The sequence below is a fragment of the Bradyrhizobium sp. WSM4874 genome (genome assembly GCF_055811835.1).
This window is the reverse complement of record NZ_JBVVPR010000062.1, coordinates 1-12,691: the sequence shown is the minus strand read 5'-3', so window position 1 is coordinate 12,691 and position 12,691 is coordinate 1. Positions and strand designations below refer to the sequence as shown.

At 63.6% G+C, this 12,691-nt stretch carries 12 protein-coding genes; 6 read left to right on the top strand and 6 right to left on the bottom strand.

Annotated elements, in window-relative coordinates; all coding sequences use genetic code 11:
* Positions 1 to 82: 82 nt before the first annotated feature.
* Both AC0L3P_RS35955 and AC0L3P_RS35950 read left to right on the top strand, forming a co-directional pair.
* On the top strand, positions 83 to 625 hold the full coding sequence (locus AC0L3P_RS35955; protein WP_473308900.1) for a periplasmic heavy metal sensor: 543 nt from the start codon (positions 83 to 85) through the stop codon (positions 623 to 625).
* Between the two features lie 64 nt (positions 626 to 689).
* Positions 690 to 1,082, top strand: coding sequence for a hypothetical protein (locus tag AC0L3P_RS35950; protein ID WP_473308899.1), 393 nt, complete (start codon positions 690 to 692; stop codon positions 1,080 to 1,082).
* A 21-nt stretch (positions 1,083 to 1,103) separates the two neighbouring features.
* On the opposite strand, the gene AC0L3P_RS35945 is transcribed toward AC0L3P_RS35950, so the two are convergent.
* Both AC0L3P_RS35945 and AC0L3P_RS35940 read right to left on the bottom strand, forming a co-directional pair.
* Positions 1,104 to 1,259 (bottom strand): hypothetical protein, encoded by a 156-nt coding sequence (locus AC0L3P_RS35945; protein ID WP_007612486.1) that lies wholly within the window; start codon positions 1,257 to 1,259, stop codon positions 1,104 to 1,106.
* A gap of 145 nt (positions 1,260 to 1,404) precedes the next feature.
* The gene (locus tag AC0L3P_RS35940; RefSeq protein ID WP_473308898.1) at positions 1,405 to 2,328 is read right to left on the bottom strand and encodes a LysR family transcriptional regulator; all 924 of its coding nucleotides are present in this window, start codon (positions 2,326 to 2,328) and stop codon (positions 1,405 to 1,407) included.
* A 213-nt stretch (positions 2,329 to 2,541) separates the two neighbouring features.
* Between AC0L3P_RS35940 and AC0L3P_RS35935 the strand changes: the two genes are divergently transcribed.
* The 3 genes from AC0L3P_RS35935 to AC0L3P_RS35925 are packed head-to-tail and all read left to right on the top strand — an operon-like array spanning position 2,542 to position 4,780.
* The gene (locus AC0L3P_RS35935) at positions 2,542 to 3,252 is read left to right on the top strand and encodes an SDR family NAD(P)-dependent oxidoreductase (RefSeq protein WP_473308897.1); all 711 of its coding nucleotides are present in this window, start codon (positions 2,542 to 2,544) and stop codon (positions 3,250 to 3,252) included.
* Positions 3,253 to 3,269: 17 nt separating this feature from the next.
* Complete coding sequence (locus AC0L3P_RS35930; RefSeq protein ID WP_106946322.1) at positions 3,270 to 3,506, top strand: tautomerase family protein; 237 nt, start codon at positions 3,270 to 3,272, stop codon at positions 3,504 to 3,506.
* A gap of 32 nt (positions 3,507 to 3,538) precedes the next feature.
* Entirely contained in the window at positions 3,539 to 4,780 is a 1,242-nt protein-coding gene (locus AC0L3P_RS35925) for a YbfB/YjiJ family MFS transporter (RefSeq protein ID WP_473308896.1), read from the top strand.
* A gap of 19 nt (positions 4,781 to 4,799) precedes the next feature.
* Here the strand turns inward: AC0L3P_RS35925 and AC0L3P_RS35920 are convergent, their stop codons facing one another.
* The 4 genes from AC0L3P_RS35920 to AC0L3P_RS35905 all read right to left on the bottom strand — a co-directional run bounded on the left by AC0L3P_RS35920 (position 4,800) and on the right by AC0L3P_RS35905 (position 10,578).
* Positions 4,800 to 6,260, bottom strand: a complete 1,461-nt coding sequence (locus AC0L3P_RS35920; RefSeq protein WP_473308895.1) for a flavin-containing monooxygenase — start codon at positions 6,258 to 6,260, stop codon at positions 4,800 to 4,802.
* Between the two features lie 158 nt (positions 6,261 to 6,418).
* Positions 6,419 to 7,840 carry an adenosylhomocysteinase gene (gene ahcY, locus AC0L3P_RS35915; protein WP_473308894.1) on the bottom strand — a complete coding sequence of 474 codons (1,422 nt, stop codon included), beginning with the start codon at positions 7,838 to 7,840 and terminating at the stop codon, positions 6,419 to 6,421.
* Positions 7,841 to 7,965: 125 nt separating this feature from the next.
* Positions 7,966 to 9,162 carry a methionine adenosyltransferase gene (metK, locus tag AC0L3P_RS35910; protein ID WP_354057977.1) on the bottom strand — a complete coding sequence of 399 codons (1,197 nt, stop codon included), beginning with the start codon at positions 9,160 to 9,162 and terminating at the stop codon, positions 7,966 to 7,968.
* A gap of 60 nt (positions 9,163 to 9,222) precedes the next feature.
* Positions 9,223 to 10,578: a hypothetical protein gene (locus AC0L3P_RS35905; protein WP_275170196.1), complete on the bottom strand. Its 1,356-nt coding sequence runs from the start codon at positions 10,576 to 10,578 to the stop codon at positions 9,223 to 9,225.
* Between the two features lie 172 nt (positions 10,579 to 10,750).
* Here AC0L3P_RS35905 and AC0L3P_RS35900 point away from each other — a divergent pair, with 172 nt between their 5' ends.
* Positions 10,751 to 12,469 (top strand): caspase family protein, encoded by a 1,719-nt coding sequence (locus AC0L3P_RS35900; protein WP_473308893.1) that lies wholly within the window; start codon positions 10,751 to 10,753, stop codon positions 12,467 to 12,469.
* The last annotated feature ends 222 nt before the right edge of the window (positions 12,470 to 12,691 follow it).

Sequence of the window (12,691 nt, the reverse complement as noted above, 5' to 3'; positions counted from 1 at the left end):
GGGCGAACCGTCCAGCAAGATACGCGGAGAGCACCGGTGGAGATCGATCGACGAACCGGGCCGATTTCATGGAGCCAGACTCATGAGACGCCTTCTCCTGCTTGCAGCCACGCTTATCGTCTCGTGCGACGTTGCCAGCGCGCAGTCCAGTCAGCCTTATGCTGGCCTTGAGCATCGCCCTATCAAGGCGCTGTCGCACCAGCAGATCGACGATCTTCGAGCCGGACGTGGCATGGGCCTAGCGCTTGCTGCCGAGCTCAATGGATATCCCGGTCCGAGTCATGTTCTTGAGCTAGGTGATTGGCTTGATTTGACCGCGGACCAGCGCATCCAGGTTCAGCGCCTCTTCGATGCCATGAAGCAGGAGGCGGTCCCGCTGGGTAACAAGCTGCTCGAGCAGGAAACGGAATTGGACCGGCTCTTCTTCACCCGCGTCGTGACATCGGAGTCACTCAAGGCGGCCCTCCTTGCCATTTCGGAAACCCAGGCACTGCTCCGCGAAAGCCATCTCAAATATCATCTGTCGACAACCGCCCTGCTCGATCAGAGGCAAATGCAGCGATACGCGGAGCTGCGAGGTTACCAACGGCCCGATAGCTCCGAAGGACACAAGCACCGTCATTAGAAAAATGCTGGCGGTCTGCTTCGCCACCCAATGCAAACGCGATCAGCGCAAAGCCGACAGCACGATGAGGCCGAGGATCAGCGCCGTCAGCGAATATTTGAGCGTGGCGCTCGGCGAACCGCACCGCAAGCTACCGCCGGCGAACAACGCCACGAATAATATGTACTTCCTCGGCAAGGCCGATCAGTTTCCCTATCTCGCCGCAACCGCGAAAGCGAACCGCGTGATCGCGCTTCAGGTCAGCGGGCCGGCACCGGCCCCCGGCTACAGCTTCAACTACATCAATCTCGGCGGCAGCACCGAGAAACTGATGGTGCAGTTCGGCGACCCCTTCCATGTCGGGCCGAGCGGGCTAGAGAAGACCGAGTTCTGGACCTATCACCCATGGCCCTTCTCATTCGAAGTGCAGGCGGACCGCGTCACGTCAATCCGGATCAGCGATCCGACCCTCCAGTAAATAGATTGTACGGGGCCCTGGTCACGCCCGTGACAGGGCCTGGAGACCCTTGAAGGTCAGGCGCTTGGGGTCTGTGACGCCGGCGAGATACAGGCGGCGGATGAATGCGATGACGGCGTCGCGGTCGCAATCGGTCAACGCGACGACGGCGTCGACCGCGATTCTCTGGGCTTCCATTGGGCTCACCTCGGCCTTGCAAGTAACCCCGGCCGAGACAGGCTAGGACTCCGCGGTTAATCCGGCGTTAACCGTTCGCGCAGCATGGCCGATTCACCTGAGCGGCCGTATACGCAAAACAACGCATTGCCCGGGGTGCAGCGGCTCACCGCGCAGTGATGCTGTTCTTGAGCTGAGCGAACTGTTTCTTCAGCCGCGGCACCGCAAAGTCCGTGAAGGTCCGCACCTTCGGCACCGAGAGCCGGCCCTGCGGACAGATCAAATGCGCGGGCATCTCGGGATCCTCGTCGCCGGCAAGCACGATCTCGAGCTCGCCGCGCGCGACCTGCTCACCCACCTGATACGAATACATCCGCGCCACGCCGCGGCCGGCGACGGCCGAGGCCACCGCCGCATAAGTGCTGTTGACGACGAGGCGCGGGCTGAATTGCACCGTGCGGGCAGCCGACGAGCCGGCTTGCGGCGCAAAGGTCCAGGAATTGGGAAGGTGGGCCATCGCAACGATCTGGTGCTTGGCGAGATCGCCGGGCTCGGTGATCCGCGGGTGCTGCTTCAGATAGCGTGGTGATGCCACCACGACGCGGCTGATCTCGCCGACCCGCATCGCGACCATCGCCGAATCCGCGAGATGGCCGATGCGGAGCGCGACGTCGACCCCCTCCTCGATCAGATTGACGGCGCGATCGAACAACAGGAGTTTTGCCGACACGGTCGGATAGGCGTCGAGAAACGCATCGAGGATCGGCCGCAGCACCATCTCGCCCGACACCACAGGGGCAGTGATCGTGAGCAGGCCGCGGGGTGCCGTGCGCGGCCCGGCCGTGATATCGTCGGCCTCCTCCAGTTCGGTGAGCACGCGGCGACAGACCGCGACATAGCGCTCGCCCTCCTCGCTCAGCTTGATCGAACGTGTGGTCCGGTGCAGCAGCTCGGCACCGACCCGCTGCTCCAGGAACGCAATGGCGCGGCTCACCGCCGCCGGCGAACGGCCGAGCTTGCGGCCCGCAGCCGCGAGGCTGCCCTCGTCCACCGCAAGGACAAACACCTTCATCGCATCCAGACGATCCATACGTCTCCCACCAGCCCATCGAACTCCGATTGCAAGCTAGGCGTTCGCTCACGCTGCAGCAACCACCGCTGGCGCCGGCCCGGCATTCGTTCGCACCGCGAAAGAGTGTCTGCCGGACAGCGCATATTCGCAGCCGGCCCGCTGCGGCGTATTTCATCCGCCAAGCCAGCCACTGCTGGCGCAGGTTCTGAAAGCCAACAACAGGAGCCCATCATGGGTGTCGAACAGAAGGTTGCCATCATCACCGGTGCTTCGCAGGGCATCGGTGCCGCCCTGGTCCAGGGTTTTCGCGATCGCAACTATCGTGTCGTCGCAACGGCACGCTCGATCAAGCCGTCGGCCGACGATGATGTCCTCGCCGTTCCCGGCGACATTTCCGAGCGGGCCACCGCCGAGCGCGTGGTCTCGCAAGCCATCTCCCGCTTTGGCCGTGTCGACACGCTGGTCAACAACGCCGGCATTTTCGTCGCAAAGCCGTTCACGCAGTACACGGCGGAGGACTATGCGGCGGTGATGGGCACCAACGTCGCGGGCTTCTTCCACGTCACGCAGCTTGCCATCGGCGAGATGGAGAAGCAGGGGTCCGGCCACGTTGTCCAGATCACAACCACGCTGGTTGACCAGGCCAATTCGAATGTGCCCTCGGTGCTGGCCTCGCTGAGCAAGGGTGGGTTGAGCGCCGCGACCAGGTCGCTCGCGATCGAATATGCCAAGCGCGGTATCCGCGTGAACGCGGTGTCGCCCGGCATCATCAAGTCGCCGATGCATCCCGTCGCGACACACGCCCAGCTCGATGCGCTGCATCCCGTCGGCCATATGGGCGAGATGTCCGACATCGTCGACGCCGTGCTCTATCTCGAGGGTGCCGCCTTCGTCACCGGCGAGATCCTGCATGTCGACGGCGGCCAGAGCGCCGGCCATTAGCCAAGAGGAGAGACGACATGCCCATTGTCACCATTCAAGTGACTCGCGAAGGAACGACGCCGGGAACGGCCTCGCTCACGGCGGAGGAGAAGGCGGCGTTGATCAAGGGATCGAGCGAGCTCCTGCTCGACGTGCTCGGCAAGCCGCTCGATTCCACCTTTGTCGTGATCGAGGAAGTCGACCTCGAGAACTGGGGCTGGGGCGGCCTGCCTGTGCCGGAATTCCGGCGGCGCCGCGCCGCCCGGACAGGTTGATCCGCGCGCCATCGCGCGCGCAGGAGAATGAGATGGCCGAATTCAATGCAAATCCCAAGCACGATACCCGGCCGCAACGGCGGCCGGGAGCGGCATCACAAGCAGCTTCCCGGCAAACCTGGCGATATGCGGTGGCAGGATTATCCGCATCGCTGGTCGGACTTGGCCTCGCGCGCTTTTCGTACACGCCGCTGATCCCGGCCCTGATCGCCGCGAAATGGTTCGCTGCGTCAGAGAGCGTCTATCTCGGTGCTTCGAACCTGGCCGGCTATCTCGCCGGCGCGCTCGCGGCGCGGGCCGTGGCCGCGCGCATCGGCGCCGTCCGTGCCGTGCGGGCGATGATGTTGCTCGCCACTCTATCTTTTTTTGGCAGTTCAACCCCGGTGTCGTTCACCTGGTTCTTCGCCTGGCGCTTCCTGTCGGGGCTCACCGGTGGAATCATCATGGTGCTGGCGGCCTCCGTCATTCTGCCGCATATCTCGGCCGCGAGGCGCGGCATCGTCGGCGGGGTGATCTTTGCGGGCGTCGGGCTCGGTGTCGCCGCATCGGGCACGCTGGTGCCACTGCTGCTACAGCAAGGCTTGCAACAGAGTTGGTATGGCCTTGGCGTGCTCTCGGGCACGCTCACGCTGGTGAGCTGGTGGAACTGGCCTGCTGAAGTCAAAGCCGATACCGTGCCATCGTATCGCGCGAAGCACGACCACGCTTCGCCCGTTGGTCGCGGCTTGCTCGTCCAATACGGCCTCAACGCGGTGGCGCTGGTGCCGCACATGGTCTTCATCGTCGACTTTGTCGCGCGCGGCCTCGGCCAGGGTATCGCCGCGGGATCGCACTATTGGGTGCTCTATGGCCTTGGCGCAATCGTCGGCCCGCTGATCACCGGTCATCTCGGCGACCGCGCCGGGTTTGGACCCGCGCTGCGCGCCGCCTTCCTGATCGAAGCGGCCGCCGTGCTGCTCCCGACGGTCAGTACCGCGCCTTTCTCGCTGATCGTGTCGAGCGTGGTGGTCGGCGGCTTCACACCCGGCATCGTACCGCTCGTGCTCGGACGCATCCATGAGCTGGTCCCACACTCCGCCGAGCAGCAGCGCACGACATGGAGCCATGCCACGACCAGCTTTGCGCTGTTCCAGGCGGCCGCGGCCTACGGCTTCTCCTGGATCTATGCGCAGACCGGCGGCGATTATCTCGGCCTGTTTGCGCTGGGCGGCGGCGCCGTGGTGCTCGCACTCGCGATTGATCTTGCGCTGCCGCTTACCACGCGCAAGGCATAGAACGCGGAGGTCGTCGCGATCAGGAATATTGCATCACGCCGTCGTCGATCCGGCCGAACCGCAATGAGACGATGTCGAGCGCGTAGTTCTGGTAGAGCCGCCACGGCTGCTTCGAGCCTTGCTTCGGCATCTTTGCGACCGAGCGCTGCACATAACCCGAGGTGAAATCGAGCGACGGCTGCACGGTAATCGTGGAATCGTCATTATGCGGCATGCACTGCCGGAAATTGTGCCGGTCCATGTAGTTGATGAGCCGACAGACATACTCGCAGGTCAGGTCGCATTTCAGCGTCCATGATGCGTTAGTGTAGCCGAAGGCAGAGGCCATGTTAGGTACGTCCGCATACATCATGCCCTTGTAGGTCAGCGTGTTGGCGAAATCGACGATACGGCCGTCGACACTGATTTCGAGACCGCCGACGACCTGGAGCACCAGTCCCGTCGCGGTCACGATGATGTCCGCCGCAAGCTCGCTGCCGTCCTTCAGCCGGATGCCGTCGCGCGTGAACGTGTCGATCTCTTTTGTGACCACGGACGCGCGCTGCTCGCGGATCGCCTTGAACAGATCGCCATCCGGCACGAGGCAGAGTCGCTGGTCCCAGGGATTGTAGCGCGGCGTAAAATGGGTCGCGACGTCGTAGTCGGGCCCGAGCGCCATCTGCACGCCCTTGAGAACCAGCTCCTTCACCTTCGCAGGACGGCGCCGACTGAGCTGGAAGAAGAACATCCCCCACATCACGTTGCGCCAGCGGATCAGGTGATAGGCAAGCCGCGTCGGCAGATTGCGCCGCAATTTGTTGGCGACGGGATCCTGCGCCGGGCGCGACACCACATAGGTCGGCGAGCGTTGGAGCATGGTGACCTGCGCGGCCGTCTTGGCGAGCTCCGGCACCAGAGTCACCGCGGTCGCGCCCGAGCCGATCACGACGACGCGCTTGCCGGCGCAGTCAATGTCGTCGGTCCATTTCTGCGGATGCACGATGCGGCCGGCGAAATCCGCCGCACCCTTGAACTCCGGCGTGTAGCCCGCCTCGTATTTGTAATAGCCCGAGCACATGAACAGGAAATTGCAGGTGAAGCGCACGGCTTCTGCCGCGCCCTGGCCGGTGATGCGCTCGGCCTCGACGGTCCAGCTCGCCTCACTCGTCGACCACGCCGCACGCTTGACGCGATGGTGGAAGCGGATGTGCTTCTCGATGCCGTTCTCGGCCGCGGTTTCGCGAACGTAGTTGAGAATTTGCGCGCCGTCGGCGATCGCCTTCGGATCGGTCCAGGGCTTGAAGGAATAGCCCAGCGTGAACATGTCGCTGTCGGAGCGGACGCCGGGATAGCGAAACAGGTCCCAGGTCCCGCCGATGCAGGCGCGGCCCTCGAGGATGACATAGCTCTTGCCTGGACATTTCGTCTGCAGGTGGAAGCCCGCGCCGATGCCGGACAGGCCGGCACCGACGATCAGCACGTCGAAATGGTCTTGAGCCATTGTTTCCTCCGCAGCCGAGGATTGTCTGACCGGGATCGTCGCTCGTCAACTGGCAATCGGCCTGACACAACCGGGAGGAAACAGGTGCGTCGCGCTCAAAACAACAAAGCCCCGGATCGCTCCGGGGCTTTGCGTCGATAATGGATACGATCAGCGGATCAGTACCGGTAATGGTCCGACTTGTAAGGACCTTCCTGCTTGACGCCGATGTAGTCGGCCTGGTCCTTGCGCAGCTCGGTGAGCTTGACGCCGATCTTGGCGAGGTGCAGGCGCGCGACCTTTTCGTCGAGCGACTTCGGCAGCACGTAGACTTCCTTCTTGTACTTGCCGTCCTTGTTGTTGGCGAAAAGCTCGATCTGCGCCAGCGTCTGGTTGGTGAAGGAGGCCGACATCACGAAGGACGGATGGCCCATCGCGTTACCGAGGTTCACGAGGCGGCCTTCCGACAGCATGATGATGCGATGCTTGTCGGGGAATTCGATCTCGTCGACCTGCGGCTTGATGTTGGTCCACTTCAGGTTACGCAGACCCGCGATCTGGATCTCGTTGTCGAAGTGACCGATGTTACAGACGATGGCGCGATCCTTCATCGCGCGCATGTGCTCGATCGTGATGATGTCCTTGTTGCCCGTCGCGGTGACGAAGATGTCGGCGCGGGGCGCGGCGTCTTCCATGGTCACGACTTCATAGCCTTCCATCGCCGCCTGCAGCGCGCAGATCGGATCGACTTCGGAGACCATGACGCGGCAGCCGGCCTGGCGCAGCGAGGCGGCCGAACCCTTGCCGACGTCGCCGAAGCCCGCAACCATCGCAATCTTGCCGGACATCATCACGTCGGTGCCACGGCGGATGCCGTCAACCAGCGATTCACGGCAGCCATAGAGGTTGTCGAACTTCGACTTGGTGACGCTGTCGTTGACGTTGATGGCCGGCCATAGCAGCGTGCCGGCCTTCTGCATGTCATAGAGACGATGCACGCCCGTGGTGGTCTCTTCGGAAACGCCCTTGATGCTCTTGGCGATCTCGGCGAAGTAGCCCTTCGGCTTCTCCTTGAGCTGCTTCTTCAGAAGCGCGAAGAATACTTCCTCTTCTTCTGAACCCGGATTGTCCAGAAACTTGGTGTCGCCGTTCTCGGCGCGCAGACCGAGATGGACGTACATGGTGGCGTCGCCGCCGTCGTCGAGGATCATGTTCGGGTGACCGCCGCCGTGCCAGTCGAACAGCTTGGCGGTGTAGTCCCAATACTCGGTAAGGCTCTCACCCTTGACGGCGAACACCGGAATGCCGGCGGCTGCGATTGCCGCCGCGGCGTGGTCCTGCGTCGAATAGATGTTGCAGGAGACCCAGCGGATGTCGGCGCCGAGCGCTGCCAGCGTCTCGATCAGCACGCCGGTCTGGATCGTCATGTGCAGCGAGCCGGCGATACGCGCGCCCTTCAGCGGCTGCTTCGGGCCGTACTCCTCGCGGGTGGCCATCAGGCCGGGCATCTCGGTCTCGGCGAGCGAGAGCTCCTTGCGGCCGAAATCGGCGAGCGAAATGTCCTTGACGATGTAATCGGTGAAGCCGGGCTTCGCGTTCATTGCGGGCGTCCTGTTGTTGAATTGGTCATTCCGGGTCGCCCTGGAGAGGCGAGCCCGGAATCTCGATACGATGGTAGAATTCCGGGTTCGCCGCTGTCGCGGCGTCCCGGGAATGACGTCGGCGATCAGACCGCGCGCTTGAGCGCTTCGACGAGATCGGTCTTCTCCCAGGAGAAACCGCCCTCGTTGTCGGGCGTGCGGCCGAAATGGCCGTAGGCGGAGGTGCGCGCGTAGATCGGGCGGTTGAGATCGAGATGGCTGCGGATGCCACGCGGGGTGAGATCCATCGCCTTGGCGGCGGCCTTCTCGAGCTGATCCTCCGACACCTTACCGGTGCCGTGGGTGTCGATGTAGATCGACAGCGGACGCGCCACACCGATGGCGTAGGCGAGCTGCAGCGTGCAGCGATCCGCAAGACCGGCCGCGACGATGTTCTTGGCGACGTAGCGGGCAGCGTAAGCCGCGGAGCGGTCGACCTTGGTCGGATCCTTGCCGGAGAACGCGCCGCCGCCGTGCGGGGCCGCACCACCGTAGGTGTCGACGATGATCTTGCGGCCGGTCAGGCCGGAATCGCCGTCGGGACCGCCGATGTAGAACTTGCCGGTCGGGTTGATGTGCCAGATCGTCTTCGCCGTGATCCAGTCCTTCGGCAGCGCCTCGCGCACATAGGGCTCGACGATGTCGCGAATCTGCTTGGACGAGATGTCCTCGACCAGATGCTGATGCGACACCACGATCTCGCGCACGCCAACGGGCTTGCCGTTCTCGTACTGCACGGTGACCTGGCTCTTGGAGTCCGGGCCCAGCACCTTCTCGCGGCCCGAGTGGCGCGCTTCGGAGATGAGGCGGAGGATCTTGTGGGCGTAGAAGATCGGCGCCGGCATCAGATCGGGCGTCTCGTTGGTGGCGTAGCCGAACATGATGCCCTGGTCGCCAGCGCCCTCTTCCTTGACTTCGCCCGGCTGCAGCGCATCGACGCCCTGCGCGATGTCGGCGGACTGCGGATGCAGCAGGATCTCGATATCGGCCTTTTGCCAGTGGAAACCTTCCTGCTCGTAGCCGATGTCCTTGATCGCGTCGCGGACGACGCCTTCGATCTGCTCGTTGGTGACGGATGCGGGACCGCGGGTCTCACCGGCGATTACGACTTTGTTGGTGGTCGCGAGGGTTTCGCAGGCGGCGCGAATTTGCCAGGGATCGATGCCGGCTTTCGGTCCTTCGCGGTAGAACAGATCGACGATCTCGTCGGAGATCCGGTCGCACACCTTGTCCGGATGGCCTTCGGACACGGACTCGCTGGTGAAGAGATAGGACGCGCGCATCAGTAACCCCTTGTTCCGCCGCTAGCTGGCGGGCGTTGCGATATTTAGCTTTGAATGATGTCAATCACGCCGGCGCGAGATGACGTAGGATTCGTCGAGAAACCAGAGCCCATTGTACTTTCGCAGCACGTCCCTGGCGGCATCCAGAGTGCGGCCGTTTTGAGTCATTTCCGTCAACCGGTCGTCCTCAATCTGAGCGACATACACCGCCGCATTCCAGGCTGCAAAGGCCGTCGAGGTTCCGATAGTGCCTGTCACCTCGTTGGGCAGCGCTTCCATATCATACCTGAAGATCGAGCGGTTATCTGCATAAGCATTAAAATTTAAGTCGCGGCCCACCGAGCCGAGCTCGTACTTCACCGCGCGCAATAGCTCATGACGGCTCACCGAGAAAGGATTTTCTCCAGGCCAGATCGCCTGGATCATCTCCATGCCCGGATCCTGGCCGTGGGAGTGAATTCCGATCAGGCGGCCGCCTGCCCGCAAGGCCCTCGCCAGGGGCGCAATGATCCGTTTCGCCCTGAAATTAACCGAAGACAGCGCGCGGTATGGCTGGGATGCAATAACGAGGTCGAAATTTGCTTCGGCCTGGCCCGGCCGTGGAATGGTCGAATCGAGCAGAAACCGCTGGTCTTCACGGTAAAGCACCAGCACGACGGGACGCTCATAGAGCGGCATCCCGGTGCGGGGGCTGACCGCCGCGCGCCAGTTTTGCTCCAAAAACGGCTTCAATTCCGTAATTTGCGTCTCGAACTCGCCCGAGGAAGCACCCCGCAAGGGAACCTCGTGCCAGACGGTCGCGGCGGCTGCCGCGGGCGATGCCGGCGTGAGCCAGGGCGCCTCCGCGTAGAGCATGTTGGTAAAAACGAACACCGAGGCCGGATGCTCGAAAATGCGATCCGGCACCTTGTCCAGGGTCAGGCGGAGGTCCTCGAGACTGAGCTCCTTGCCGGCGACATAAAACGGCATGTGCGGAAAGCGCTGATGCATCGAGCGGAGCACGCGCGCCAGCACCGTGCCGTCGCCAACGCCGGCATCGAACACGCGCAGCGCCGGTGGCCGGGGATGAATGCTGGCAAGCTCCAGCGCCACGCGCTCGGCGACCACCCGCTTCTCGCTGCAAGTGTGGACGAACAGCAGGTATTTCTGGCGATTCTCGAAAAAGCGGAAATTGCCGCGCGGATCGCGCTTTTCGGGCGGCACCTGAAGTCCGCGCGGGGGCGGCACGCCGCCGGCCATCGATGCGGCCATGTAGGCCTGGATCCGGTCCAGAGTATCGATCGTGATGCGCTTGCCCTCGCGCAGGCGGTGCACGAGCTTCCCATCGTTCACCGCGCGCCGGCCGAACGTCGACTCCGCCATGTCCGCCTTACGGCAGAACTCGGTGATTTGGCTCAGGATTTCGTCATTCTTCATGAAGTGGGACGCAGTGGGCAGAAGGGTTGGGTAATGCCTCCTAGCAAAATCTGCCCACTGAGGGAATAGGGATACATCCACCTGGTTTGCCGTGTGGACAATAGCGAGGCCGTGAACCCCCACGCGCTGCCGGGCAACAAACAGACGCCTCTCCTCAACGGGACCACCGCCAATGCGTCGCCTGCTCGTCGCGCTCTTCGTGCTCGCCGCAACCCTGTGGTCGGCATCCGCTTTTGCGCAGGCGCGCAACCAGCTCGGGCCGCTCTGCACCACCGACACCACGCCGGCCGACCAGATGATCGACGCCTGCACCAAGATCATTGCGCTGAAGGTGTTCAAAGGCGAGCAGCTCGCGACGGTCTACTTCTGGCGCGCGGTAGGCTGGAACAAGAAGGGCGATTACCCGAAGGTCATCACCGACGCCACGGAAGCGATCCGGCTCCAGCCGAGCCAGGCGGCCTATAATCTCAGGGGATCGGCCTACTACGACAGAGGCGAGTACGAGATTGCGATCGCCGATTTCGACAACGCGCTGAAGCTAGGCCCGCCGAGCGCTACCATCTTCCACAATCGCGGCAATGCCTGGCGCGGCAAGGGCGACTTCGCCAAGGCCATTGCCGATTACGATATGTCGATCAAAGCTGATCCCAGATCGGCGTTCTCGTTCCAGAACCGCGGCATCGCGAAGGAGGCACTTGGCGATCTCGACGGCGCGCTGGCCGACATCAACCAGGCGATCCGGCTCGACCCGACGCTGCCGCAGCCGCTGATCAACCGGACCGCGATCTGGCGTGTCAGAGGCGATTACGATCGCGCGATTGCCGACGGCAGCGAAGCGATCCGGCTCGCGAAAGAGAAGCCGCCAGTCAATATCATGACGCCGCCGAACAGCGTTCTGGTCTCGGGCTACGCCCATCGCGCGCTGGCCTATGAGGCGAAAGGCGACTACGCGCACGCGAGGGACGACTACAAGGCGACGCTGGCGATCGTGGCTTCCGATGCCGGCAGCAAGGCCAATCAGGCCACTGCAAAGGTGCGGCTGTCGCTGGTCACCGACGCTAGCGTGCCGATCCCGCGCGATGCGCCGTCACCGACGACGGAGCCCGCGCAGGCACCGGCTCCCCAGCAGACGGGTGCCGCGTCGCCCCCCTCGCCTGCTCCAGCTGCGCGCGGCACGCGCATGGCGCTGATCATCGGCAATGGCGCCTATGCGCATGTAAAGGCCCTGCCGAATCCCCCCAATGACGCTCGCGCCGTTGCGAAGAGCCTGCGCAACATCGGCTTCACCGTGTCAGAAGGCGTCGACCTCGACCGCGCGGCGATGCAGAAGATGACGCGTGACTTCTTGCGGGAGGCGGCGCGAGCACAGGTCGTGGTGGTCTACTATGCCGGCCACGGTGTGCAGGTCGACGGCCGCAACTATCTCATTCCCGTCGACGTCGAACTCAAGCCGGGCGCGAGGATGACGGAGGCGATGATCGACATGGACACGATCATGGCCGGCCTCGACGACCAGGTCCGCACCAATATTTTGATCTTCGATGCCTGCCGCAACAATCCGATGGCACAGCAGGTCGCATCGGCCGGCACCAGCCGCACCATCGAAGCTGCCTCAGGCCTCGCGGCGCCAACGAGTCTCGGAGCCGGTGCGACGCTCGGCGCCGGCACGCTGATCGCCTTCGCCACTGCACCGGGCCAGGTCGCGCTCGACGGCGAGGGTGCCAACTCGCCGTTCTCCGCCGCGCTCTCCCGCCATCTCGGCACGCCGGGCCTGGAAGTGCAGCAGATGCTGACGCGGGTGCGGGCCGAGGTGGTGTCGACCACGAAGAACAAGCAGGTGCCGTGGTCGAACTCGTCGCTGCTGGGCGAGGTCTATCTGGCGGAGAAGTGAGGGGCGTGTCTGCTGCGGTGAGGCGAAGCGTCGTGCTCATACTCAGTGTCGTCCCGGCGAAGGCCGGGACCGATAACCACAGGACGTAGTTTGGCGAAGACTCGGAGTTGCCGCCTTGGCGTCACAACATCTCCCTTGGGGTATGGGTCCCGGCCTTCGCCGGGACGACACCGAGGGTGTTGCACCGGTTAACCGTCACTCACGAGACGGGCTGCGTAGAGC